Raw genomic sequence first — 26,468 nt, 5'->3', positions numbered from 1 at the left:
CTTATGCGTATAGCAATAAATACCGGGGGTGGTGATGCTCCCGGATTAAATGCAGCAATAAGAGCTGCTACTCTGGCTGCACTTAAAAGAGGCTGGGAAGTTTACGGTATTAAAAATGGCTATGGATCAATATATACCGATGACCCCTTTATTAAGCTTGATGCTGAAAAAGTACACGGGATTACGTTGCAGGGGGGTACGATATTAGGTACTGCTAATAGAGGAAACCCTTTTGATATGCCATATCAGAAAGATGATGGCAGTTGGGATACGCGTGATGTCTCGGATCAGCTTATTGATACATTCGATGAACACGAAATTGATGCGCTGGTTGCAATCGGCGGTGACGGATCTATGAGTATTGCCAGCCGCTTAATTAAGAAAGGTCTCAATGTTGTTGGGGTGCCTAAAACGATTGATAACGACATTTTTAATTGTGATGTATCATTAGGTTTTGATACTGCAATAGATATTGCAACTGGAGCCCTAGATCGTATCACAACAACAGCTGCATCGCATCATCGCATTATGGCAGTAGAAGTGATGGGGCGTTATGCCGGGTGGATCGCTTTATATGCTGGTATTGCATCGTCAGCCGATGTGGTGCTTATACCAGAAATCCCATTCTCGTACGATTCTATTGTCGAAAAAATTAATGAACGGGAAGACAATGGACAGCATTATACGATGATTGTGGTGGCTGAAGGAGCTAAAAAGAAAGATGGTGAACTCGTTACCAAGGGTAAATCTATTGGCCAGCAAGTGCAGCTTGGCGGTATCGCCGGGCGCGTTGCTGATGAGCTGTCTGAACGCACCGGCAAAGAGTCTCGTTCGGTGGTACTTGGGCACTTACAGCGTGGCGGTTCTCCCTCGACCTATGATCGATTAATTTCATTACGGTATGGAGCAGCTGCTATTCGGTGTGTGCAACAGCGAGATTACAATAAATTAGTGGTGCTCCAAGATAATGAGTTAACGCGGATTCCAATTACTAGTATTGAGGGAAAGATGAAATCGGTACCGCTGGAAAGTGATACAGTGCAGACAGCCAGAGATATTGGTATTTGTCTTGGTGATTAAAACCTTTTTAAAATTATTCAAAAAACACATTATGGGATTATTTGATACGATAGGTAAAAAGATTTCTGGAGCTAGGACCAATGATATTTGGAATAGTATTTCTGAACAGGGTGATTTTAGAACAATATTGGAGATGTCGAGAGATCGTGCGCAGCTTATTTATAAACACAGTCACTTATGTAGTGTATGTTTTATGAGTAAGGGAAGTTTAGAAAAAGCAGCAACGGAGATTCTCGATTTTGCGGATATGCATTTTTTAAATGTCGTTCGCAACCGTTCTGCTTCCGATTATATCGCTTCTGAATTAGATATACGGCATGAATCGCCACAGGTTATTATTATTGATAACAAAAAGGTGGTTTGGCATGCGTCACACGGAAGTATTGACACAGATGTTATCATCGATAAGGTGGAACGTTAACGTGCAAAATACTTTATCTCCTATCGATTGAAAATGGAGGAGTCTGGGTGTTGAACTATTTATTGGGCACCAACGTTTGATGCCCGATAACTATCATTATTACTTAGTCTTCAAATAGCTTTTTAAAGTTCTCTTCGAAAGATGGCTCAATGATTCCTTCTTCGGTTACAAATGCTGTAATATACTTATGTGGGGTGATATCGAAAGCCGGGTTATAGGCTTCAACTTTTTTTGGTGCCACATTTGAGTCGTTGAAACTGGCAATTTCATCTCCGTCTCGTTCTTCAATAGGGATGGTTTCACCATTTTCTAATTCCATATCAATGGTAGAAAGGGGTACGGCTATATAGAAGGGAACATCATTTTCATTTGCTATAACTGCAAGTGGATAGGTGCCGATTTTGTTAGCAGTATCTCCATTAGCAGCTACGCGATCGGCTCCTACAATAACCATATCAACCTTTCCTCGTCGTATAAGGGAGCCGGCAGTAGAATCAGTAATAAGTTTCATGGGGATTTCTGCGTTCATCAACTCCCATGAAGTGAGGCGTGCCCCTTGGAGCAGGGGACGTGTTTCATCGACCCATACATGTAGATCGGTCCCCTCCTCCTGAGCGTGGAAAATCACTGAAAGGGCCGTTCCATATTGACCGGTGGCCAGGCTACCGGTATTACAGTGTGTTAGTATCTGAGCGTCATTGGGGACGAGCTCAACGCCATTTTCACCAATCTTTTTACAGGTGCGTTTATCTTCGGCATGGATCGTTTGGGCTGTTTCTAAAACGATATCCTTGATTTCTGAAATACCTTTATCTTTGTGTGCTCGAATGGTTGTTTTAAGTCGTTCTAAGGCCCAATTTAGATTTACTGCAGTAGGCCTTGCTGTTTCTAGATATTCGGCAACACGTTCCACTTCTACCCAAAAGCTTTCGAAGGCATTTTCGGGCAGATCTTTAATTCCTAAGTAAAAACCATAAGCTGCGGCAATACCAATGGCAGGGGCCCCGCGAACGCGAAGCTTTTTTATAGCCTCCCACATACGGCCTACGTCACGTATATCACTATAGACTTCACGGTTGGGTAGATAGGTTTGGTCGAGAATACGAACGTGGTCTTCACGCCACTCAATAGATTGTACTACAGTATTGTTACTCATATAAATGTGTTGTTCAATTTCTTTTCCTACTTAAGGAAGTAAATTAACAGATCCTAAAAAAGGAGATTTGGATTTTCTAATTAGTACCCTTCAGCCGAACCGTGGGCCCGAGGGTCGGCACTTCCATATTTTAAGCCTTTTTCGTTAACATAGATCGAATGCGCACGTCCGATGTGGCCTCTGGGTTGCAGGGTATGGCCCATATTGGAGAGCTTTTTTTGGGTGTCAGGACTCAACCCAAACTCTTCATAATAGAGTTTGTCCGGCATCCACTGATGGTGAAAGCGGGGGGCAGAGATCGCCTGTTGAGGGGCCATATTAAATACGGTTAAGTTCAGAAAGTTTTGAAGTGTCGCGGTAATAATGCGTGGGCCGCCTGCAGCACCTAAAACCATGCGAACTTCCCCCTTTTTAGTCACAATAGTGGGGGTCATACTGCTAATCATCCGTTTCTGAGGCTGTACAATATTGGCTTTTCCTTGTATTAACCCGTACATATTGGGTTCACTAGGTTCGGCCGTAAAGTCATCCATCTCGTTATTAAGAACAAAGCCGGCTCCACCTACAGCTAGTTTGCTACCAAAGCTTCCATTGAGGGTAGTAGTAACTGATACAGCGTTTCCTTCTTTATCTAAAATAGAAAAATGGGTAGTCTGGTCAGACTCTTGTAAAAAGGGGATATCACCATGGCCAATCTTATCACTTGAGCTTGCTTTATCGTGCTTAAAGCTTTGCATGCGTTTCTTATTGTAGCTATTGCTCAGTAAACGCTCTCGAGGGATATCTACAAAGTCGGGATCGCCGAGGAAGTATGCCCTGTCAGCGAAAGCACGACGCATAGTTTCAGTGACCAAATGTACATAGTCTGCTGAATTGAACCCCATTTTTTTGAGGTCAAAAGGATCAAGCATTTCTAAAATTTGATGTACCGCTATGCTACCACTGCTGGGGGGAGGCATAATATGGAGGTTGTAATCTTTAAAAGAAGCTTTTACTGGTTTACGCCAGACGCTTTCGTATGACTGTAAATCATCATACGATATGAGCCCTCTTTGATTTTGCATTTCTTCAACAATAAGATCAGCTGTTTTCCCGGAATAGAACCCCTTACGCCCACGATTGGCAATTCGCTGTAAAGTTTGGGCAAGGTCTTTTTGAACAAATAAGTTGCCTTCTTGCCAAGTGGTGCCATCCTTCTTTAAAAAATATTTGGAAGAGCTCTTGAATTGTTCAAAATCCCCAGCTTTATCATTGAGGCTTTGGGCTTGGGCTGAAGATAATTTATATCCCTCACCTGCAAGGTCAATTGCCGGTTGCATAACCGTTTCAAGGGGGAGGCGTCCGTAGCGTTCCAGTGCCTTGATCATGCCGTCCACAACGCCGGGGACACCTACTGCCAATGCCCCAAGTCTACTCAGTTTAGGGATATATTTTCCATCACGGAGATACATTTTGCTCGATGCTTTCATAGGTGCTTTTTCGCGAAAGTCCAGTGCGTGCGTTTTACCATCTGAAGTATGCAGTACCATAAATCCTCCACCACCAATATTACCGGCTCGAGGTAATGTTACTGCCAATGCAAACTGTACTCCGACGGCCGCATCTATAGCATTTCCTCCCTGTTGTAAAATCTCTTTTCCTACAGCAGAAGCTCGTTGCTCTGCTGATACGACTAAGCCATTTTCATATGATTTGGCTGATCCTACCTGGGCAAGATTTTTATTGTGTATAAATAGAAAAATAGCAAGTAAGATCGACCAAATAAAAAATCGAGCATTGTTATTATTTTTCATCAGATACGATAATTTTTTAAATGTTGTAGTTCAAAAGAAGAGTATCCTATAATTATTATTGGAATGGTAAGGTAATAGAAGGGAAATATCTAAATATTAGTATCCAGTTTTTAAATTGATTTTTTTGCCGTCTATACCTTTTGACACTATTTAATGTGAGGATTCCAAACTGGTTTATCTTAATCATTTAGTAATCAGAGAGTAAATAGTTACCTCTCTTTATGTAAATAAACTCATAGCCATTGCCTGATGTCAGTTCTATTAAATCCTCAGAATGATACTTATGTAGAAACAACCTCCGCTGAGTTTGAGGCCATCCCTACAGAGGCCAATGTTTTTATAACGTATTCCAAAAAATATAATGGTGCTTGAAAAGTGACTGGATATTAAATCCCTGGGGCAGGCTCTCATTAATATTTAATTGAAGGAATAGTCACCTTTACCATAGTAACGGTTGTATGTTCCGGACTGAAAAGGATGTTACTCTAAAAATCCCTCTTTTTCTGCATGGTGTATTCCTTTTAAAAGTGCAACCACTTCTTTATAAAGCTGCATATTATTACTACATGCTTTTTGGGCATACTCTTTTTTTTCTTGCATCGTCTCAAAAGCCCAACTTTCTTCGATAATTGTTTCTATTCGTTGCCAACGTTGTTTTTCCATAACTACAAGTAGTTTGTCCTCTTTACTATTACATGCGGAAATTTGGACGAAGAGAGGTCAAATTACTCTTAAAAACTGGTTTGTTATTTTTTGTCCCCCTTTTTCAAAAGTGTACGCATGTTGTATGTAAAGTGATAATTAAGCGTATACTTTCTTATGAAGATATTAAACTACATCAGGTGTTCATTAAGACTATTTGTAATACTGATTATGGCATTTTTCTTAACCTCCTGTGGTGGAGGTGGAAACGGTATGCCGAATCCGGAAATTACAGGTATACAACCCGATAGCGGTCCTCCCGGGACGTTGGTTACAATATCTGGAAAGGGATTTAGTGCCGAAAAGACGTCTAATGCCATTACCATAGGGGGAGAAGCTGCTCCAGTTGAAAGTGCCACAGAATCGCAATTGAAAACCAAGGTGCCAAAAGGAGCATCCAGTGGGCCAGTAAAAGTTACGGTCGGTGGGGAGACGGTGTCCGGTCCCCAATTTACGGTAGAAGCCAAAGCCCCTGGTATCAGTTCAATAAAACCCGACAGTGGAATAGTCGGTACTGAGGTTACGATTGAGGGTATGAATTTTAGTACGAATTCTTCTGATATAACAATCACATTTAATGGGACGGCAGCTCCAGTAAATGATGCATCAAAAGATCGATTAATAACAAAGGTTCCGGACAATGCCAGTGATGGACCGGTTAAGGTAACAGTAAAACAGAAATCTGCAACAGGACCTGATTTTGATGTGTTAGCACCCACAATAATTGCTATGGAGCCCGATACCGCTGTTATAGGGGCAACTATAGCCATAAAGGGTAAATATTTTGCAAAGAAATCTTCAAAAAATAAGATCTCCTTTGGGGGTATAATGGCAGATGTTGATAGCGTCAGTAGTGATACGCTTTATACGGTTGTGCCCGAAGGTGTTAGCGGCGGTCCTGTAAAAGTTGTTGTTGGAGAACAAATTTCTGATGGTGTTCCCTTGCAGGTTATTACCAATATTCAGGCATGCTATGGAAATGACGTCCAGCTTGATGCTAATCTGCAGTGGGTTAGTCAGGGACTTACAACCTCGGATAAAGACGATAAATCGCAGGACATGGCCATGGATTCGAATGGCAATTTATATATGGTACTGCGTGACCGAGGGGTAGCTGCAAAATATGATACTGAAGGAGATAAAGTTTGGGAATCAAGATTTGATTCAAAATTAAAATCTACGACATGGAGAGGTATTGAAGTTGACGGTAACAGTGTGTATATCGTGGGAGAGCGTGGTGTTACCAATCAAGGATTAGGAGAAGCAAAGCTAAAGTATCACTTCTCAACTCTAAAAGATGGCAATTCTAATACAGGGGGTAGAGATGTAGTATTAGCACGTCTTGATGCCGGTTCTGGAAGTCTTGAATGGGCCCAGCAGTTTGGCTCACCTGATCTCGACGAGCTAAATCATGAAACGATTGCCGTGCTACCGTCGGGTGAAATATTGGTTTCTGCTAGAATGAGCGGTCCTTTTACACCCAAAAATAAAGAGCCAAACAAGGGATCTCATGATGTAGCTATTGCTAAATTTCAAAAAAATGGCACCCTCCAGACTGTGAAACAAATTGAGGCGTATACGGCACCTTACAGCATAGCTGCTGACGACCAAAGCCGTATATTTTTGGGTGCAAGAAATGATAATGGTAATACCATATTTGCCAGACTTAACAGTAATTTGCAAATCGAAGCCTCAAGCAAACAGCTAACAAGACAAATTAAACAGCCTATTCCAATGCCGGATGGAGGAGCCGTTGTATATGGCAATACGGCTACTTCGCTTGAGCCTGATGTTAATGTATATATCAAAGATGCTTATGTACAGCGACTTGGACCCAGTGGGGTTGAGCAATGGGTACACCAGCAAAAATTTGATGATAGTGGATCTACCAAATACAATGGAGGTGTGCGAATACCTGGTGGAGGAGTTGTTCTTGTGGGACAAAATGCGTCTGAGATTGGTGGACTTCCATACTTGGGGGTTTATGCGGATGAGGGAATGCCTCTCTTCATCGATGGTAGTAAAAAGTCCACGTTTTTTGAGTTTGAGAATGACAAGAAAGGCCGAGGATTCCCTTCGGCAGTAGAAACGTATCGTGATGCAAACAACAAGGTGCATGTATTTACGATGGGGGTCACAACTTCGAGCTGGCCAGGGCGTAGCGATGATGATAACATTGATCCTAAGGGGGGTAAAGATATGTGGATTACTGGTATGACCCTTAAGTGTGAACAGCAATAAACAGAGTAGGACTTTTATTCATGACGAGTTATTGATTAATAGGGGGCTTTTTTATAGAGCATTAGCTATTAAAAAATGTCCCCCTTCAATTGAACGTTTCGCATAGTGCTGTGTAACAGATTAGATAATAAGACAACATCTACAGATAGAATGAATTCCAAGAGGGCTTTGCTTTAGCAAAGGTTATACAATTCCATCTTCTTAAATGAACTAGTTAGGAATTGATTGTGATGGGGTCTTGAAGGATTCTTAAATAATCATAGCAATCATATTAAATAAAGGTTAAAATTATGAGGAAACTACTACGAACTTTAATACCACTTTTGTTAATAGGATTAATAATTTCTTGCAGTGATAACAGTACCGGTACTGATTCAGACCCTGAACCAGCCCCAGAAGAACCCACAACAGGTACTCTGGAAGTGACAACCAGTACCAGTGGCTCGGATGTGGATTCTGACGGATATACTATTACTGTGGATGGGGCTGACCATTCCATTGGGACTGACGAGACGATCACCGTAGAAGATCTAGAAGAGAGCAGTTACGATGCCGAACTCTCGGGCATTGCCGATAACTGCTCGGTAGACGGAAATAATCCTAAAAAAGTGGATATTACCGCGGAAAATACAACTACGGCTAGTTTTGATATTACATGTGAGGCTGTTTTGAGCAATCAAATTGTGTTTCTCAGTGGTCGCAATACTAATCCCGATTTGTATGTAACGAATCCGGACGGTACCGGTCAAGAGCGGATAACCAACAATGCAGAAATGGAATATTATCCTTCAATTTCTCCCGACGGTACCAAGATTGCATACACCAGTTGGTCAGACAACAATATATACATGATCAACGCCGACGGTTCCAATCGTACTCAACTTACCAATTCTTCGGGACATGATCTGCTTCCACGCTGGTCGCCGGATGGCAGCCAGATTCTTTTCAGCACAGATCGTGATGGAGACTATGAAGTTTATATGATGAATGCTGACGGGAGTAACCAAACAAATCTAACAAATAATCCGAATGCTCAAGATGTAGCTGGAACATGGTCCCACGATGGTGATCGCATTGCGTTTGTAAGTAGTCGTGATGCAGATGGTGATGATGAAATTTATACGATGAATTCCCAAGGAACGGCCCTGCAAAAAATAACTGATAACACGCATTATGATGGGATACCTATCTACAGCCCCGATGGCTCGAAAATTGCGTTTGCAAGTGATCGGGATGGAAACAATGAGATATATATTATGAGTACCGATGGCAGTGATCTCAAGCGGGTAACCAATAATTCAGGGAGTGATGTTTTCCCTTCATGGTCACCGGACGGTAGTAAGCTTTCATTCCAAAGCGATCGGGATGGAAATGACGAAGTGTATATTATTAATACCGATGGCACGAGCGCGACCAACCTAACAGTAAACTCTGCTAGCGACCGTTTTCCGTTCTGGAGCCCGGTAAAATAGGTAAATTACATGCCCCTTCAGGCCCACAGCAATTTATTTTGCTGTGGGCTTTTTTATTTATCTCTATTTTAAAGGCGGATTTTAATAAAAGGGTAGGCCAATATTTTCTTGTTATGATGATTCATTCTGATTTTGGTGGTGGCTTTTTATGAATGAAGCCGAAACTATAACAGTCCAATTGCATATGAAAGTAAAAGCTGGTCGTTGACTAAAATTAGTGCACATACGCCAGTGCATTTCTATCTGTATTAATGATGGTTCATGCAACCGAGTGACAGTCTGTGAGTCACCCAGCTAACAAACATCATCAATAGCATTTGAACAATAAAGTTAGAACAGCTGCTTTGAGCTCACTTCACTTTCGATTACGTATTATTCTATGTGAACTTATAATATTCATAAAACTATAGAGTTATGCGACGATTCTCACGAGTGGTTATATTATTTTTGATAGCAGTTTTCCCCCTTTTTATGGGGTGTGAAGGCCCCGCCGGAGAGCAAGGAACCCAAGGCCCTGAAGGTCCACAGGGACCGGTAGGACCGGCCGGTGATGACGGGAGTATGATGTACTCCGGAAAGGGTGCGCCCGCAAGCAGTACTGGCAGTAATGGTGATTATTACCTGAATACGAATACCGGAGAAATGTATGGTCCCAAGAAAGATAGCGGTTGGGGGAACCCGATTATGGTACTGATGGGCCAAGATGGGGAAGATGGCAGCAAATTTCATGCGGGATCTGGTGCACCAGCTTCTTCATTGGGAGAGAATGGAGACTTTTACTTGGATAAATCCAACTACAATATGTATGGTCCCAAAACAAGTCAAGGGTGGGGAACTGCCGTGAATTTAAAAGGAGCTGATGGGAATGCGAATGTAACGCGCTATATTTATCCTCAACATGACTTTAGTTCAAGTCCACAGTTTGTTGCCGTCTTCAGTAATTTAACAGAAACAGAGATGAAACAGAGTTCTTGGTCGGTGTACTTAATGTATGATACCGGAAGCAATCAGATCTATTATTCAGTACCGGGACGCGCTCGAAATATCCAGTATTCTGTAGAGCACAATTTTGTTAACGGGAATGTATATTTCCGGATAAATACAGAGCCGAATAAAACAGGCATACCTTATGATCAAATTGAGATCATTCGTACAGAGGCCAATAATACCCAAGACAATACAGAAGTAGACGATACAGGGATTGTGACTCTTAAAAAAATGGAGGTAGTAGATCAGCAGTCATTTAAGGAGTTTTATAACTTTGAGTGATGAGTTTTAGCTTTTTTTAAAAGGGCTCTACAATTTTTTTGTGGGGTCCTTTTTAATTTGTCCTCTCTTCAAATGGTTTCTCGCAGTATGCAATGTGGTATTAATGAAAACTAATTAAACCAGATTGTAATTATGAGACGATTGTTACGAGTATTGACGCTATTTTTGATCGCAACTTTACCTTTGTTTTTTGGTTGTGAAGGTCCTGCCGGTGAACAAGGACCACAAGGTCCTGAAGGACAGCAAGGTCCCGTAGGCCCGGCCGGGGATGATGGGAGTAAGATTTATTCCGGACAGGGGGTACCCGGTAGTAGCAAAGGAGATATGGGAGATTACTATTTAGATACCAGTACTGGTGATATGTATGGGCCCAAAAATGACCAGGGATGGGGAACGCCAATAAGCCTGCAGGGCCCTCCCGGTCAGGATGGACAAGATGGCAAAGATGGTAGCCAAATTTATTCCGGAAGTTCAGCACCACAATCATCATTGGGTAAAGAGGGAGATTATTATTTAAATAAAAGTACCTTCAATCTGTATGGCCCCAAGACAGCTAGTGGTTGGGGAACGCCCATTAATCTAAAAGGTACTGCCAATGTAATGTATTCCAATTGGGTAAATCCTTCGCAATGGAATGGAAATACGCAAAGTACGACTAAATATCGGTACTTTGATATCTCGGCAAATGCCATGACACAAGATATTATTGATAAGGGGATTGTAAAAGTGTATACCGATTTTAATACTCAATCGGTTTATGCATTGCCGTTAGCTAAGGCAAGTAGCCCCGGAAATCCTAATTACAGTTTCTTTTTTCAGCTAAACCCGCAACAATTACGGATTGGTTATATGAATCCTGATGCTACTGGTACTCTTCCCAGAGCTATTGGAACAAGTAGCAGTTTTCGGTATGTGCTTATTCCCGGCGGAAAGCAACTGAAAACAAAAGCCAAGGTCGGAAAGCTACCAATTGATTTGAATAACTATGAAGAGGTAAAAAAGTATTTTGGTATAAAAAATAATTGAACAATAATGAAAACCTTCCGAAGGCAGAGCCGAGAGCTTGATCTTGGGGGCTTGGATCATCAAGCTATAGCAGACTATTTCGGCTCTTGTCGATAAGGGAACCAATCTAACTTCAAAAAATATTAGCCTGCCAGGTTTTTTGCCTGGCAGGCTTTTTTAAAAGATGAAAAGTCTTTATTCAGTTGAAGAATACTTCTTTGCCATATCTGTTTTACCCCAGTCCTTGTAGAGTTCTATTATACTATTTTTAGCATGGTTGGTAAAAGTATCAGAGGAACCGCGTTCTTTTTTTAGTGTTTCATAGGCTGGAATTAAATAAGATTCAGCTTTGGTATATTCCATATTCTTACCCAAAGCGTTACCCAATATCGATTTTGTGTAAGCAATTTGCCAACTCCTCTTGTCATATGATTTCTTTTTGATAGCCAATGCTTTTTCTAACATTGGTATAGCTTCCGATATATTGTTTTTGATGATATGCAGTTTTCCAATCTCTGTAAGTATACCAGCTATTTTTCTATGATCTGAAGGTAAGTTAGCTTTAAATATTGACAAGGATTTTTCGAAATGCTTTTTGGCAATATCCAGTGAACCTTTTTCTTTTTCAATGCGTGCTAGATTTGCCAAATCACCGGCTATATAAGGATGGTTTCCGCCAAAATTTTTTCGATCAATTTTAAGTGCTTCTTCAAGATAAGAATGGGCTTTTTCGTAGTTTCCCAGTTCGATATTAAGTCGACCCAAATTATTCAAACTTTCCGCAAGTTTGGGATGGTATTCATCAAATAGTTTACGGCGCATAGCTACTGCCTTGGTTAAGTAAGGCTTAGCTTCTTGGTATCGGCCTTGTTGCCCATAAAAAATGCCAATATTATTATACGATTGAGCAATGTGTCTTTCTGGGGCATCGTATAACTTTTTGTCAATTGTTAACCCTTTATGATAAAGGGAATCGGCTTGCTCTAATTTTCCTCGTTGGTTAAGTATTAAGGCAAGGTCATGGTAGCCCATGGCGGTACTTGGATGAATATCACCGTATTGGGCTTTCCAAATATTTAAAGCTTTTCGGTAAAGTTCTTCTGCTTTTTCATACTTCCCAAGTTTTCGTAAAACTCCCGCCCTGTTATTGAAAATATGTGCTAGTTTAGGATGTTCGGATTTATATAGTTGTTGTTGAATGTAAAGCACCTCTTTATAAACAGAATCGGCCTGCTCATATTTACCCCGTTGGTCAAGTATTAGCCCAAGCTCATTTAACCCATTGACAAGAAGCTTTTTATTATTAGGCTGATTATTTTTGAGCACCGAGAGAGAGCGTTGAGTAAGGGATTCTGCCTCTGCGAAATTTCCCTTGAGTCGTTCAAGAACACCCAATGCGTCAAGACTTTGTATATAGGCAGTACTTGTAGTTCCTTGGTATGTTTCCCGGAGTTTGAGACTTTTATTTAGAAGGGGGGCTGCTTTATCAAATTGTCCAATCTCGGAATATGCTCGCCCCATTATTTCAAGCAGCTGGCCTTGTATCTCCGGCTGGTCATTAAGTTGATCAATACGTTCTTGCCCCCGTTTTAAAAACGTGGCAGCAGTAACGGTATCTTTAGGATTATAATTTGGATTACTGGCCCTAAACATATCCGTTAAAAAGCTGCTTACTTCTTGTGCTTTTTGTGCCTCTAATTGTGCTTTATCTTTTTCTTGAGCAATTTGCCAAGTATAAAAAACGGTAAGGCTGATAATAATCGACAAAAAAGCTGCTGCTACAGAAAGCCTGGTCTTGTGCCGTTTTAAAAATTTGGAGGAATTATAACGGAAGGTATCTTCCCTAGCAATAATGGGGAGGTTCGTTTTCCGCCTGTTAAGGTCTTCCAGAAGTTGCTCAGCAGAACTATATCGGTGACCAGGTTCTTTGCGAAGGGCTTTCATCACAATAGCATCAAGGTCGCCTGTAAGTAGACTAGTTAATTTAGCTGTATCAGTAGACCGGTATTGAGCGATTTTTTTCTTTTCAGTAGAAGATAGTTGCGCATATTTATCCGAAGGGTTTTTGGGACGCTTTTCTCGTACTTGTTTTTCAATTTCTACCAAGTTTTTATCATCCATTTCAAATGGATGAACATCTGCCAAGAGTTCAAATAGCAATATTCCAAGGACATAAGCGTCGGTAGCCGTAGTTATGGCTTGACCTTCCAGCTGTTCCGGTGACGAATAACCTACTGTTAGCATGCGGGCGCCGGTGCGAGTTTGAAAGGTTACTCCCTCCGAACTTTCCGCTCTTATAAGTTTTGCAATACCAAAATCCAGAACTTTGACCTTGCCTTCATTATTAACTAAGATGTTAGAAGGCTTCAGGTCGCGATGAATAATGGCATTTTGGTGGGCATGTTGAACAGCAAAACAAACTTGTTCAAATAATTCTAATCGTTCTTCAATGGTTAGATTATTTTGGTTACAGTATTCGAGCAAGGGAGTGCCGTCCACATATTCCATGACTAAATAGGGCAAGCCCTCTTCGGTAAGCCCTCCATCTAGTAGGCGGGCAATATTCGGGTGTTCCAGATTTGCCAAAATATTTCGTTCCCTTTTAAACCGTGCAATATTGGAAGGGGTGTCCATACCGCGCCGTAATATCTTGATGGCTATTTCTTTTTCATAGGCTCCATCGGCGCGCCTACCTTTAAAAACAGATCCCATACCACCATGGCCAATAAGTTCATCAAGGTGATAGTTGCCAATATGTTGGCCAACCATGGATGAGGCAGTGGCATCTGTTGCAGTTAACTCGCCGGCCATTTCATCGATATAGGTGGCAGGTGTTGCTAAAAAATCTTCGGTTTCTGATTCTTCAATTGCAGCCAGAAGTTGGGTTACGTGTTGCTTAAGCTTGTTGTCATTTTTGCAATTTTCTTCGATGTAAGTAGTTCTCTCTTTTTTATCTAGCTCAAGTGCAGTGTCAACAATTTTGTTGACCTTTTCCCATTGATTTTGCTCCATAGAAAAGTGAAGCTTGGTTAAGATTATCCTTTTAGTTCTTTATAAAGCCATCCGCGTGCTTTCGCCCAATCTCTTTTAACCGTTCGTTCTGATATGTTCAAGGCTTTTGCTGTGTCGGATACTGTCATCTGTCCAAAGAAACGAAGTACTACAACATCGGCCATCCGCTGGTCAAGCTTTGCCAACTTATTGAGTTCGTTATCAATGTCGATTAGTTCTTCTGTTTTGTGCCTTTGTTTAAGAAGTTCATCAATATACGTTACGTCGTTTTTATCACCACCACGCTTTTCCGCTTTCTTTTTGCGGGCATGGTCGATAAGTATTTGACGCATACATCGTGCTGCTATGGCCATGAAGTGATTTTTGTCATTAGCCTGAATCTGTGTCTGATCTATCATTTTGAGATAAACCTCATGTACTAACGCTGTTTCTGTTAAGGTAATATCCTCTCGTTCTTTTTGAAGCTTTGAGTAGGCAAGTCTTTTTAGTTCACTATAAATCTGGGAAAATAGTTCATCATAGCACTTATTTTTAGGATCTCTGAGATTTTTTAATAGCTTGGTAAACCTTTTCTTACTCATCGATTATTAAGATGGAAAGTTAATAGCATTAGCGTGCTATGTAGATGAAATAATTTTACATCTGTAGATGTTCTTGGTACTAATTACAAGATCTTATACTAAAATAAAAATCTTAAGCACGGGGATGGAATTCTTTGTGCACTTGATGTAGAAGTGAACGGTCTACATGGGTGTAAATTTCTGTTGTAAGGATTGAAGAATGTCCTAACATTTCTTGTACGGCCCGTAGGTCCGCTCCGCCCTCGAGTAGATGGGTGGCAAAAGAATGCCGGAAAATATGTGGATAAACATTTTTCTCAATACCGGCCCGTTCGGCTGCATCATTGACGACATTCCAAATACTCATCCGTGATAAAGGATTGCCGCGTTGACTTAAAAATACTTTGTGCTCTGCTTTCTGTGGATTTTTATCACTAATGAATATCGGCCGAACAACCTCGATATAATGTTCCAGTGCAGATTGAGCTACCTCACCCACGGGGACCAAACGTTCTTTATTGCCTTTACCAACAACCCGTATAAAACCAATTTCAAAAAAGAGGTTGTCAACTTCCAGGCTGGTCAATTCACTAACTCGCATTCCCGTAGCATAGAGTGTTTCGAGGATAGCAGCATTGCGAATGCCAGCATTTGACTCTCGGTTGGGAGTGTCAATAATTGCAGCAACTTCATCTTGATTTAAAACCTCAGGCAGGTTTTGGGCTTTCTTAGGGAGTTCAACCAGCTCTGCAGGGTTTGCCTCCGCCATACCTTCAACAACGGCAAATTCATGAAATCCACGGATACTAGAGATATTTCGGGCTATGGAGCTTACCGAAAGGTCCATAGCGGTAAGCTCTTCGAGATATTGCTCAATATGTTGTAGGCTAACTCCATCTAGCTGTTGAATACGTAAGTTATCTGCAACAAAGTTGAGGTATCGCCGAAGGTCTCTTTCATAGGAGACTACCGAATTCTCAGAAAGATTTTTTTCTAATTTAATAAATTGCAGATAACGCTTGAGCTCCTCTGTATAGTGCATAAAAATTCAGGAGTTATAATATTCATCAACCGGGGGTGGACTTTCCGGGGCTTCGGGATGTTTGGGGATCTCCTCTCCAGAATCAGCAGAAGGTTTCTCTTTTATAACCTTGTCATGGTCCTGTTCTTTTTCTTCGTCATCAGGATAATCAACTCTGCTATGGTAGATACCGACCAGGATATTGAGAAAGGTCTCTTTAATAGCATGAATATCTTGGAAAGTGAGCGGTGTTTTACTGAGCTGCCCCTCGTTTACCCGTTCGTCAACCATGCGATCTATAAGGTTTTCGAGCTTTTGGTAGTTCGGATCTTTCATAGCTCGTGAAGAGGCTTCTATACAGTCGGCCAATAAGAGAATGCCGGTTTCTTTGGTTTGGGGCAGGGGGCCATCATATCTAAAATCTTCTTCTCGGATCTCTTTTTTATCTTCATCAGCCTGTTTTTGGGCTTTATCCCAAAAGAATTTGATCAAAGAGGTACCATGGTGTGTTTTAATAAAGTCAATAACGACATCGGGTAACCCTTGTTCCTCGGCTAGCTTAACTCCGTTAGTAACATGTGCCTTAATAACCAAAGCACTCATGCGTGGCTTCAGGTTATCATGTTCATTAGTTTCGGTTTGGTTTTCAGTAAAGTAGCCGGGGTTTTCCATTTTTCCAATATCGTGATATAAGCCCCCGACACGACATAGCAGGGCATTGGCACGAATAGCTCCGGCTGCGGCTTCGGCAAGATTAGAAACCTGAAGACTGTGGTGGAACGTACCCGGAGCTCTTGTCATGAGTTGCTTGAGCATTGGTAGGTTTGTATCGCTAAGCTCAATGAGAGTAAAATCCGTAGTAACTTTAAAAGTTTTTTCAAATAACAGTATCAGGGGATACGTAAATAGAATAAAAATAGCGTTGATTCCTACGAAAAATAGCTCGTTTCCCAAATGGCTCCAGCTATTAAAAGAGGTCATGTTAAAACCAAGAATAACAATCGCATAAGAGATAAAAACAATACCGGGGGTCGTAAAGAAAAATTGTGATCGTTTTTTGATGTCCCTCACAGAAAATAAACCAAGGCTGCATGCAACTGTGGTAGCTGTAATATATTCGAAATTATTGCCATTGATGAGACCGGTAAGCAAAGCCAGCGTAAAGGTGGCAAGTAAACCAACCCGTGAGTCAAAAATAATGGTCAATATGATGGGGGCTATTGCTACAGGCACTATATAGGGAGAAATATTTTCGATGTCGTATACTATAGAACTTCCTATACAAATAAGAGACATAGCAATAACAACCAATAATAACATGGCATTATTAGAAAAAATATGTCGTCTGTATAGGTATAGGTAAAAGAAGAAGATGGTGAGAATGGCCATGATCACCAGAACATCACCGCCATACCGTAACCACAATTCGGTTGTGCTGGCATTTTGGGCTCTTGCTTTGGCAAGACTCTGTAGCATGTTATATTTCTTTTCCGTGACGATATCGCCCCGTCGTATAATTACCTGTCCCTGTGCTACGGCTCCCTTTGAGGTAGAAATATCAGCCATCGCTTCCTCAATTTTCTGCTGCGTTTCTTTCTTATTAAAAATGAGGTTAGGTTGAATAACCCTGTTGAATATTTGTGTAGCAACATTTGCCAGTTCTTCGTAGTAGTTTCTGGAAATTCGATATTTTGCATATTCCTGTGCTTCGGGCATATCCCGCACATTCACGAGGTTAAATGTTTGTTCTGTTCGCTGGTTAAGATTTCTAACCGTTATTTCATCATTAGAAAGTTCATCTTTAGTAATACTGATGACCCCATCATCAAGCATATCATTCACCAGATTTTTAAGCTGCATTTCTAGGTTGACTGCAGTAAACTGGTCGCCGGTTTCATTGCCTGTTGGTGTATTGCCTTGAAGAGCATAGTAATTGTCAATTAGAATATTCCAGCTTTTATCAGGAAGTTTTACGGGTGCTTGATTTTTAAGATTGTTAAAACGGATACTGTCGCGTTGTGCATTTTGAATATTCTCTTTGGTTGCTTGCCACTGTTTGTAGCTTTCGGCAAGAGGTTGCATATGCTGGAAAAGAGAGTCCAGTTTGGCCTGAATTTCAACTTTGGCACTATTGTCGGTATGGAATATAGGGGGAGTGGTTTCCCGAATAGTCTGTCGTTCTTTTTCAATTTGTTCACTGCTCTTTTGGATAGGGAAAGTGAAGGGAGCAGTAAGGTCATCGGCTCGCCATGGTTCACCTACACTGTAATTTATAGGTTCTTTAAAGGAGGCATGAGGTACTGAAAAGATAAGGACAGCAAGAAAGCCAAAAAGGATAAATCCCTGTATATAATTGTTATAGCGTAACGAGGAAGCCTTTTCCTGTTTTTTCTTTTTTTCACCTATAACAGGTGCTCCTCGCCGCTTCTTGGGGGCTAGCCCCAGCTTTTCAAGAATATTCATAATATCGATTAGGTCCGTTTATTGGGCGAAAAATGTACCCGCGAAACGTTGATTAATTACACTAAGATACTTCGAATACAAAATTATACCAACCCGAATTCATATTCCCAAACTATTTGAGGATTATTGCTTTTTATCAATAAGCTTTAGAAAGTCGTCTTCTTCGATAATTTCAATTCCTAATTCACGAGCTTTGTCATATTTACTTCCGGGTGAATCACCTTTAAGTAAATAATCGGTATTTCCACTCACCGAGGAGGTTCTTTTTCCCCCGTGTTTCTCAATGAGTTCTGTGGCTTCTTTCCGGGTAAAAGAAGGTAGGCTGCCGGTTAAAACCAGTTTTTTCCCTTTTAGTTTTTGGGATGATTGTTTTTGTTCCTCCATCCTAAATGTAAGTCCGTGTTCGCGAAGGGTTTTTACCATCTGTCGATTATGTTCTTGTTCAAAAAAGGTAACGACAGATTCAGCAATTTTGGGACCAATAGAGTCAATTTCGCCCAATGTTTCTTCGTCGGCGTCCATGAGAGCATCCATCGTCTGGAAACCATTCGCAAGGTCACGGGCTACCGTTTTACCGACAAAACGAATGCCCAAGGCATATATGACTCGGTCCAAGGGCTGTTCTTTGCTGCTTTCTATGGCATCAAGAAGATTTTGGGCACTTTTTTCGGCCATTCGCTCTAACGGTAGCAGCTCTTCTTTTTCTAGTTCATATAGATCGGCATAGGTGCTAATAAGTCCTTCTGAAACGAGTTGGTCTACAACAGCTTCGCCCAGTCCTTCAATATCCAGGGCATCACGTGAGGCAAAATGTTCTATGCGTTGACGTATCTGAGGAGGACACTCCGGATTAATGCAGCGCCAGTCGATATCCTCTCCCAGCTTTGTCAGTTCTTCACCACAGGCCGGGCAATGACCGGGCATTTTAAAGGGAGGTTCTCGGTTTTCCCGATCAGGATTAACAACACTTACTACTTGAGGGATGATTTCACCGGCTTTTTCTATAACAACACGATCACCTATACGAATATCTTTACGATGAATTTCGTCTTCATTATGGAGCGAAGCGTGCTTAACGGTGGTACCGGCCAGTTCGACAGCTTGAAAATCAGCAACGGGGGTAATTTTTCCTAATCTTCCAACTTGCAGACGAATATTTTTTACAGCAGTTGTTGCCTGTTCAGCTTCAAATTTATAAGCAATAGCCCAGCGTGGTGCTTTGGAAGTACTTCCCAATTGGTCACGGTATTTATCTTCATTCACTTTAATAACAACGCCGTCTGTCTCATAAGGTAAGTTATGCCGCAACTCTTTCCATTGGTCAATTTGATTATGTACTTCAGCTATATCTTCACACTTTTTGTAATGCTTACAAACTCTTAGGCCATACTCTTGGAGGAGCTCCATTTTTTTATATTGGGTAATGGGCGTCTCATTATCTGTCATAAGATCGAAGCTGAAAAAACGAATTGGACGGCGTGCAACTTCGCGCGGATCTTGCATTTTAAGTGATCCAGCTGTAGAGTTACGGGGATTTGCAAACGCATTTAACCCTTGTTGCTGTCGGTGTTCGTTCAAGCGTAAAAATGCATCGCGTTCTATATAAGCTTCACCGCGTATCTCTGCAACGTCGGGATACCCATTTTTCAAGTGAAGGGGAATATCTTTTATCGTTTTGACATTTCGCGTTATATCATCGCCTCGTTCTCCGTCACCTCGTGTTGCCCCCAAAACAAGATCACCATCCTCATAGCGCAGACGGATGGCAGCTCCATCAAATTTGAGCTCAGCCATATAGGAGTAATTCTTATGTCCGAGTAACTCTCTTACTCGTCGGTCAAAATCATTGAGTTCATCTTCATTATATGTATTGTCGAGACTTAGCAGCCGAACAGGGTGTGTTACGGTTTCGAAGTCACTGCTGGGTTCTCCCCCCACACGCTGCGTAGGTGAGTCTGGAGTGGCAAGGTTATATTGATTTTCTAACTGTTCTAATTCGGCAAGATAGTCGTCAAATTCTTTATCAGAAATGAAGGGGTGTGCATCTTGGTAGTACGCTTTGTTGGCTTTTTCTAATAGATCACGTAGTACTTCAACACGCTTCTTAGCCTGTTTCTTATCCATTATTGGTGGTGCATTAAATCAATTAAAAGTAGGTCTGTTCTTGATAACGGAAGGTGGGGGAGCATCAATGCTCAACGAGTCGGGTGGTGGTTGTAGCCAGGTGGAGTCACCTTCAAAATAGGAACGGTTAATTTCTAGTAACCGTGAATCAGGATTATAAAACGTTTCCCGAATACTTGGTATTACATGACCATTTAGCAAGAGAACCATCCGACTATATTGTCCTCTTATTTCTATTTCATTTATAAAGTCGAAGCGTATCGCTTCCGATTTTTCAATCCAGTAGGGATTAATGCTATCAGTTACATCAGAGTATACGCGAACGGGTTCCAGTTTTCCGTAGGCTGCATAAATTACCATCGTAAGAGTATCAGGCAGGGACGTAAGAGATTCGTTTTCTTCTGTAGTAATAGTACTCTCCGACATGGTATCCGTATTAGATTCGGGGGAGGGAACAATATCCAGCTGTAACGAGTCACTGGCAATCGCTTCTTTGGCTACTTCCGTTGATTGCTGGTCATCGTTATTTTTGGGTGGAGTCTCGGCATTCTGAAAATTATAAAAATATAGATAGGTGCCAGACACAACGATAATAATAATAGCTATAATACCGACCCATACTTTCGATTTTGTGGATTCCAGTGGTTGAAAACGACGTCCCATATCTACCCAGTCAACAGAATGGACATCAGATTCCGATTCGAGGGTGCTGGGTTTGGCAATCGGGGCAGAAGTACCTTCGACTGATTCTTCATTTTCTTCTTCAGGGGCTTTCTCTTCCGTTGGTTGGAGACTTTTTTCATCATCATCTGGTTCAACGCTTTGTTTAGCATCGCTTTCCAATAGCTCTTGGAGTGAGCCCTGGTAATCATTTTTTTGCCTTTTGTCTAAGGCATAAATGATTTTTTCTTCTTTAATAGAAAGAGCTTTGGCATAGCTACGTATATAACTTCGTATATATGTAGGATTTTTCTCAAACTCCGAAAAGATGGTTTCATCTTCTATGGCATTGAGAATATGTTTAGGAATTTTTGTGACCTCATAAATATCATTAAGTGTCAGCTTTTGCTCTTTACGAATATTGGCCAAGTCATTTCCAAGTGATGGCATAGAAGATGATCAAGTTTATATAATGGGACCATTAAAGTGTCGTAAATCTAAACAAATATAGTGGTAGGCAAAAGTTTTTTGGCAAGATCCTTTGTAAGGATATCAATGCCCGGGCGGTCTTATATATAAAAAGAGCTTAATAGAACTCAAACCGAATGTCTATATTCAGTTCAATAGTAGCCGGATTTTCCCAAATTGCCTTTCCCAATGTCTGTGTCTGTTGTGGGCATGAAAATACGCAGAAAAAGCATCAGTTATGTTCTTTCTGTTTACATGAACGATTTGAAGATGCTAATCCTGATAATGAACGGGCCTCTAGCGATACCCTGCTTCCGAATGGCATATTGTTTCAGCAAGCACTGTGGCAGTTTGATAAAGGAGGTGTACTCCAGCATCTGTTACATCAGCTTAAATACCATCGCCTTACTACCATTGGTAGCGATTTGGGAGGCAAGCTGGGAGAACGAGTAGCCCGAAACACCGATCTCAATAATTTATTGATGGCACAAGAAGTACAGTTGTTGCCGGTTCCCCTGCATTATCTAAAATACCGCTATCGTGGATTTAATCAAGCATTTAAAATTGCAAAAGGATTTTGTGAGGGATATCGTGATATACCGATTTGTAATAGAGGTGATGTTATTCGCCACAAAAATACCCGTACGCAAACGGGCTTCTCACTGGATCAGCGGTTACAAAATATGGCGGGGGCTTTTGAAGTTAAAAATTGTTCTGCGGTTAAAAATAAGATTGTAGTAATTATTGATGATGTTTTTACCACTGGGGCAACCACTTTTGAACTTAGTAAAACTGTTCAGGAGGCAGGGGCGCAAAGTGTTATTATTCTTACTGTAGCCCAGGCTTAATTTTCCATGTTAGAAAAATTCATTTTCTGCAAAAAGAAGGATATTTTGAGGCCTATGAAAAATTACAGTCCGCGTTCTAACGATATATTTATTGAAACCCAATTAGGGATTGTAACCCGTACCGGTGACTGGTTCCATACAACCTCGGAATACATTGAGGATTTCGTACCCGGTTTATTGGAGAAGCGCCCACTTGATAAATTGGTAGAAGAAGCAATTGCATGGGTGCGCAGTGCCGATAGTTTATCACTGAGCCTTTTGTTGGGATTACTACTATTTGTTCATCCGATACTTGCTGTCTCTATCGCTGTTGCATTTCACTTCTTCTGGTACCGTTCCAAAAGTGGATTTGTAACGGTCTACTTGGGCAAAGTACTGAAACTGATGAATACTGATGGCTATCTGTTGGTTACTTCTTTAGTAGTAATTAGTTTTTTAGGAATGGATGGGCAATATTTAGCAGCTGGGACAGGGCTTGTATTCTTTTTCCTGATGAAGCTGGGGCTCCTGAAAATGTTATGGGATAAATTAGACCGGAGTACTCAGAAAGAGCTTTCACTTAATGATCGTGTATTTAAGATGATTCTAACGAAATATGCTATGCACTACAATATGGCGCCGGATAAGGTGCGTGGGATGGAGCAAAAATTTGTAGATTTGGCCAGTAGTAGAAAAGGAAAAAAATAATAGCATTGGCTTTGACAAATATTTATCTCGCTAGGCACGGTCAAACAGAATATAATCGATTAAACCAGATCCAAGGACGCGGTATCGACGCTTCACTTAATGATACCGGTCACCGGCAGGCCCGTGCTATTGCTACCTGTTTTGAGAATATAAAACTACATCAGTTGTTTAGTAGTAGTTTAAAACGATCTTTTGAGACCGCACAGGTAGTAGGTGATATCCACGATTTAAAACCGAAATCTTACGCAGATCTCGATGAGATGGATTTCGGCCCCTTGGAAGGGCGTCCGATATCTGAAATAGAATCGAAGCTCGAAGAGTTACACAATAAATGGAAAGCTGGAGATACTGCATTTGCCTATGAACAGGCCGAAAGCCCGGAAATGGTGCTACGCCGAGCGACAGAACGGATCGAAAAAATTATGAATGAGCAGCAGGGAAATAACTTGTTATTCATTTTGCACGGCCGATTAATAAGAATATTGGTGTCGCACTGGTTGCAATATGGGCTCACAGGGATGCACAAGGTGCCACATACCAATGGGGCCTTATATCATCTGAAATGGAACGGCAGCGTTTTTAAACCGATTTATCTGAATCGTACTGCGCACCTTGAAAACGATAGCGAGAAGAAAGGATAATAAACTGATTTTTTATAAACAGCATTAACAAGAAATTATTGAGATTTTATGAGCGAAAAAGTTCGCAATATGTTCGCCGATATCGCCGATGATTATGATAGGGTTAATTCTATTTTGTCATTTGGTGTCCATCATGCATGGAGAAATAGAACTGTACAGCTTAGTGGAGCTAAAGAGGGCGACAATGTTCTCGACTGTGCTACCGGGACCGGAGATTTGGCACTGGAGTTTAAAGAAAAAGTGGGTAGTAAAGGATATGTGTTGGGAACAGACTTTTGCAAAGAGATGATCGAGCACGCACCGGCTAAAGCTAAACAAAACAACCTCGATGTTGATTTTGAGGTGGCGGATGCTATGGATTTGCCATATGAGAATGATCGATTTGATATCTGCAGTATCGCATTTGGTATCCGTAATGTGGATGATCCGGTACAGGCGCTCAAAGAGATGGGACGTGTTGTACGGCCTGGAGGGAAAGTTGTGGTATTAGAATTTGGACAGCCTAAAGGATTACTTAAATATCCGTATGAGCTATATAGCCAGTATATTATGCCTACACTCGGGGGCTGGATAAGTGGTAATCGCGAGGCTTATACCTACTTGCCGAGAACAAGTGCAGAATTTCCGGCAGGAAATCATTTTATTACACTCATGGAAGAGGCCAACTGCTTTACATCCCAGATGTTTGAAAAGTTAACGGGAGGTATCGCTTATATCTACGTAGGCACTGTTAAATAAATCACCTATATTCAAAAATCATATTATCAAAGGAAAACAATTTTTATGGATAAGCTGAAAATTGCCGATATAAAAAAATTAATTCCCCACCGTTATCCCTTTTTACTAGTAGATCGTGTGTTGGAAGTTGAAGAGGGACGAATTTTATCATTAAAAAACCTGAGTGTAAACGAAGAGTTCTTTAACGGCCATTTCCCCGATCGTCCAATGATGCCAGGGGTGCTACAGGTAGAAGCGATGGCTCAGAGTGGATGCCTTATGATGATGCATTCGCACATCGAAGACCCTGATGAGTCATTAATGGTATTTACCGGCATTAACAAAGCAAAGTTTCGTAAGTCAGTAGTTCCCGGTGATCAGCTTATCATGGAAGTAAAATTGGTTAACCAGCGTCGTAACTTTATTAATATGGAAGGCACGGCAACGGTAGATGATAAAGTTGTTTGTGAACTGGAAGCTTCTGCAGCGATTGTACCTAAAGAAGAGGAATGATGAGTACTGAAAAGTCTTCGAACAGGCCCAAAAAAGTAACGACCCAAACGGTCGTAGAGATGAAAGAACAGGGCGAAAAGATAAGTATGCTCACGGCCTACGATTTTACGATGGCTCGTATTATTGATCAGGCAGGTATTGAGGTGATTTTAGTAGGTGATTCTGCCAGCAATGTGATGGCCGGACATGAAACGACTGTGCCAATGACAATGGAGCAGATGATTTACCATACTTCATGCGTAGTCAGGGGGGCAGATAAAGCCTTGGTTATTGCAGACCTGCCTTTTATGAGTTACCAGGTAACGGCTAATGAAGCCCTAACTAATGCCGGGCGTATGATGAAAGAAGCAGGTGCCCATGGTGTTAAACTCGAAGGCGGAGAGGTTGTAGCTGATACTGTTGAAAAAATTGTAAATGCCGGTATTCCTGTTATGGGACATTTGGGACTTACGCCTCAAAGCATTTATAAATTCGGCACGTATAAGGTGCGTGCGACAGAAAATGCTGAGGCGGATCAGCTTATGGAGGATGCCAAGAGGTTAGAAGAGGCCGGTTGTTTTTCTCTGGTTTTGGAAAAAATTCCGGCAACCCTTGCTGCAAAAGTTACTGAGGCTATTTCTATTCCTACGATTGGGATTGGTGCCGGTGATCAGTGCGACGGACAGGTATTGGTAACACACGATATGCTAGGATTAAATAAGGAATTCAATCCTAGTTTTTTACGCCGCTATGCAGATATGCATTCTTCAATGACAGATGCAGTGCAACAGTATATCACGGATATTAAATCCGGTGATTTTCCAAATGATAATGAGCAATACGATTAATACTTATGAGTAAATCTGACAAGAAGCCGGTAATTCTAGTTTGTAATGATGACGGAATCTTTTCTCCTGGTATTAAAGCCTTGGCCGAGGTGGCTGATGAATTCGGGGATGTAGAAATTATTGCGCCTGACCGGCAGCAAAGCGCAGTAGGGCATGCTGTTACGGTAAATACCCCGCTTCGTTCGCGATCTTTTCAACTTGATGGGCGCTTTACGGGACAGGCGGTCACCGGAACTCCAGCAGATTCTGTAAAACTGGGACACGATCAGTTAATGAAGCGAAAGCCTGATTTAGTAGTAAGCGGTATTAATCACGGAAGTAATGCAGGGGTTAATATCCTCTATTCAGGAACGGTGAGTGCTGCTACAGAAGGAACTATCCTAGGATATCCCTCTATTGCTGTAAGCTGCACCGATTTTGATGAAGAAGCCGATCTCTCCGGAGCTAAAGATGCGGCACGTAAAGTGATCGGGTATGTACTGAGTGAAGGGCTTCCCAAAGGAGTAACAATGAACTTGAATGTTCCTGCCGGTCCATTAAAAGGCATCAAATGGGCACGACAAGCAAACAGTCGTTATGTTGAAGAGTTCGAGGGACGTGTAGATCCCAATGACCGAGATTATTACTGGCTGACCGGGCGACTACAGCTGCTAGACGAAGGTGAGGATTTAGATGTAAACGTACTTGAAAAAGGATATGCTTCGTTGACGCCCATCCAATATGATATGACAGCATATTCGTTGCTCAAAGATATTGAAGATATCGAGCTATAGTAATCCCCCCAATGT

At 41.4% G+C, this 26,468-nt stretch carries 22 protein-coding genes; 13 read left to right on the top strand and 9 right to left on the bottom strand.

Going from position 1 to position 26,468, the window contains the following annotated elements:
* The first annotated feature begins 3 nt into the window (after nucleotides 1-3).
* Together FCN14_RS06935 and ytxJ are read left to right on the top strand one after the other, a co-directional pair.
* Entirely contained in the window at nucleotides 4-1,080 is a 1,077-nt protein-coding gene (locus tag FCN14_RS06935; protein ID WP_138430479.1) for a 6-phosphofructokinase, read from the top strand.
* Nucleotides 1,081-1,111: 31 nt separating this feature from the next.
* Nucleotides 1,112-1,501 (top strand): bacillithiol system redox-active protein YtxJ, encoded by a 390-nt coding sequence (gene ytxJ, locus FCN14_RS06930; protein WP_138430478.1) that lies wholly within the window; start codon nucleotides 1,112-1,114, stop codon nucleotides 1,499-1,501.
* Nucleotides 1,502-1,604: 103 nt separating this feature from the next.
* Here ytxJ and mtnA read toward each other — a convergent pair whose 3' ends face one another.
* The 3 genes from mtnA to FCN14_RS06915 all read right to left on the bottom strand — a co-directional run bounded on the left by mtnA (nucleotide 1,605) and on the right by FCN14_RS06915 (nucleotide 5,113).
* Nucleotides 1,605-2,657 carry an S-methyl-5-thioribose-1-phosphate isomerase gene (mtnA, locus tag FCN14_RS06925; RefSeq protein WP_138430477.1) on the bottom strand — a complete coding sequence of 351 codons (1,053 nt, stop codon included), beginning with the start codon at nucleotides 2,655-2,657 and terminating at the stop codon, nucleotides 1,605-1,607.
* An 80-nt stretch (nucleotides 2,658-2,737) separates the two neighbouring features.
* Nucleotides 2,738-4,450: a gamma-glutamyltransferase gene (gene ggt, locus FCN14_RS06920; protein WP_138430476.1), complete on the bottom strand. Its 1,713-nt coding sequence runs from the start codon at nucleotides 4,448-4,450 to the stop codon at nucleotides 2,738-2,740.
* A gap of 480 nt (nucleotides 4,451-4,930) precedes the next feature.
* On the bottom strand, nucleotides 4,931-5,113 hold the full coding sequence (locus FCN14_RS06915) for a hypothetical protein (protein WP_138430475.1): 183 nt from the start codon (nucleotides 5,111-5,113) through the stop codon (nucleotides 4,931-4,933).
* 210 nt (nucleotides 5,114-5,323) lie between these two features.
* Here FCN14_RS06915 and FCN14_RS06910 point away from each other — a divergent pair, with 210 nt between their 5' ends.
* From FCN14_RS06910 to FCN14_RS06895, 4 genes are all read left to right on the top strand, one after another.
* Entirely contained in the window at nucleotides 5,324-7,393 is a 2,070-nt protein-coding gene (locus FCN14_RS06910; RefSeq protein ID WP_171032837.1) for an IPT/TIG domain-containing protein, read from the top strand.
* A 290-nt stretch (nucleotides 7,394-7,683) separates the two neighbouring features.
* Nucleotides 7,684-8,865 carry a DUF5050 domain-containing protein gene (locus FCN14_RS06905; protein ID WP_138430473.1) on the top strand — a complete coding sequence of 394 codons (1,182 nt, stop codon included), beginning with the start codon at nucleotides 7,684-7,686 and terminating at the stop codon, nucleotides 8,863-8,865.
* Nucleotides 8,866-9,279: 414 nt separating this feature from the next.
* Nucleotides 9,280-10,134: a collagen-like domain-containing protein gene (locus tag FCN14_RS06900; protein ID WP_138430472.1), complete on the top strand. Its 855-nt coding sequence runs from the start codon at nucleotides 9,280-9,282 to the stop codon at nucleotides 10,132-10,134.
* 132 nt (nucleotides 10,135-10,266) lie between these two features.
* Nucleotides 10,267-11,160 (top strand): collagen-like domain-containing protein, encoded by an 894-nt coding sequence (locus tag FCN14_RS06895; protein ID WP_138430471.1) that lies wholly within the window; start codon nucleotides 10,267-10,269, stop codon nucleotides 11,158-11,160.
* A gap of 174 nt (nucleotides 11,161-11,334) precedes the next feature.
* Here the strand turns inward: FCN14_RS06895 and FCN14_RS06890 are convergent, their stop codons facing one another.
* From FCN14_RS06890 to FCN14_RS06865, 6 genes are all read right to left on the bottom strand, one after another.
* Nucleotides 11,335-14,151 (bottom strand): serine/threonine-protein kinase, encoded by a 2,817-nt coding sequence (locus FCN14_RS06890; RefSeq protein ID WP_138430470.1) that lies wholly within the window; start codon nucleotides 14,149-14,151, stop codon nucleotides 11,335-11,337.
* Nucleotides 14,152-14,174: 23 nt separating this feature from the next.
* Nucleotides 14,175-14,732: an ECF-type sigma factor gene (locus tag FCN14_RS06885; protein ID WP_138430469.1), complete on the bottom strand. Its 558-nt coding sequence runs from the start codon at nucleotides 14,730-14,732 to the stop codon at nucleotides 14,175-14,177.
* A 112-nt stretch (nucleotides 14,733-14,844) separates the two neighbouring features.
* Complete coding sequence (xerD, locus tag FCN14_RS06880) at nucleotides 14,845-15,753, bottom strand: site-specific tyrosine recombinase XerD (protein ID WP_138430468.1); 909 nt, start codon at nucleotides 15,751-15,753, stop codon at nucleotides 14,845-14,847.
* A 6-nt stretch (nucleotides 15,754-15,759) separates the two neighbouring features.
* Nucleotides 15,760-18,195 (bottom strand): HD family phosphohydrolase, encoded by a 2,436-nt coding sequence (locus FCN14_RS06875; protein WP_138430467.1) that lies wholly within the window; start codon nucleotides 18,193-18,195, stop codon nucleotides 15,760-15,762.
* A gap of 123 nt (nucleotides 18,196-18,318) precedes the next feature.
* Nucleotides 18,319-20,319, bottom strand: a complete 2,001-nt coding sequence (gene ligA / locus FCN14_RS06870) for an NAD-dependent DNA ligase LigA (RefSeq protein WP_138430466.1) — start codon at nucleotides 20,317-20,319, stop codon at nucleotides 18,319-18,321.
* Nucleotides 20,320-20,337: 18 nt separating this feature from the next.
* Nucleotides 20,338-21,429, bottom strand: a complete 1,092-nt coding sequence (locus tag FCN14_RS06865; protein WP_138430465.1) for a helix-turn-helix domain-containing protein — start codon at nucleotides 21,427-21,429, stop codon at nucleotides 20,338-20,340.
* 155 nt (nucleotides 21,430-21,584) lie between these two features.
* Here FCN14_RS06865 and FCN14_RS06860 point away from each other — a divergent pair, with 155 nt between their 5' ends.
* From FCN14_RS06860 to surE, 7 genes are read left to right on the top strand one after another with little or no spacing between them, the layout of a single operon-like run.
* Entirely contained in the window at nucleotides 21,585-22,295 is a 711-nt protein-coding gene (locus FCN14_RS06860) for a ComF family protein (RefSeq protein WP_212747580.1), read from the top strand.
* A gap of 54 nt (nucleotides 22,296-22,349) precedes the next feature.
* A complete protein-coding gene (locus tag FCN14_RS06855; protein ID WP_138430464.1) occupies nucleotides 22,350-22,982 on the top strand; it encodes a hypothetical protein in 633 nt (210 codons plus the stop codon).
* Nucleotides 22,983-22,987: 5 nt separating this feature from the next.
* Entirely contained in the window at nucleotides 22,988-23,623 is a 636-nt protein-coding gene (locus FCN14_RS06850) for a histidine phosphatase family protein (protein ID WP_212747579.1), read from the top strand.
* 48 nt (nucleotides 23,624-23,671) lie between these two features.
* Entirely contained in the window at nucleotides 23,672-24,361 is a 690-nt protein-coding gene (gene ubiE / locus FCN14_RS06845) for a bifunctional demethylmenaquinone methyltransferase/2-methoxy-6-polyprenyl-1,4-benzoquinol methylase UbiE (RefSeq protein WP_138430462.1), read from the top strand.
* A 45-nt stretch (nucleotides 24,362-24,406) separates the two neighbouring features.
* Nucleotides 24,407-24,853, top strand: coding sequence for a 3-hydroxyacyl-ACP dehydratase FabZ (gene fabZ / locus FCN14_RS06840; protein WP_138430461.1), 447 nt, complete (start codon nucleotides 24,407-24,409; stop codon nucleotides 24,851-24,853).
* A complete protein-coding gene (gene panB / locus FCN14_RS06835; protein WP_138430735.1) occupies nucleotides 24,853-25,680 on the top strand; it encodes a 3-methyl-2-oxobutanoate hydroxymethyltransferase in 828 nt (275 codons plus the stop codon). The genes fabZ and panB overlap by 1 nt, the downstream gene beginning before the upstream one ends.
* A gap of 5 nt (nucleotides 25,681-25,685) precedes the next feature.
* The gene (gene surE / locus FCN14_RS06830; protein WP_138430460.1) at nucleotides 25,686-26,453 is read left to right on the top strand and encodes a 5'/3'-nucleotidase SurE; all 768 of its coding nucleotides are present in this window, start codon (nucleotides 25,686-25,688) and stop codon (nucleotides 26,451-26,453) included.
* Nucleotides 26,454-26,468: the final 15 nt, after the last annotated feature.

Source organism: Fodinibius saliphilus (genome assembly GCF_005869845.1).
In the GTDB taxonomy this organism is placed as follows: domain Bacteria; phylum Bacteroidota; class Rhodothermia; order Balneolales; family Balneolaceae; genus Fodinibius; species Fodinibius saliphilus.
The sequence above is the reverse complement of the archived record's forward strand: the minus strand, read 5'-3'. Positions and strand labels throughout refer to the sequence as shown.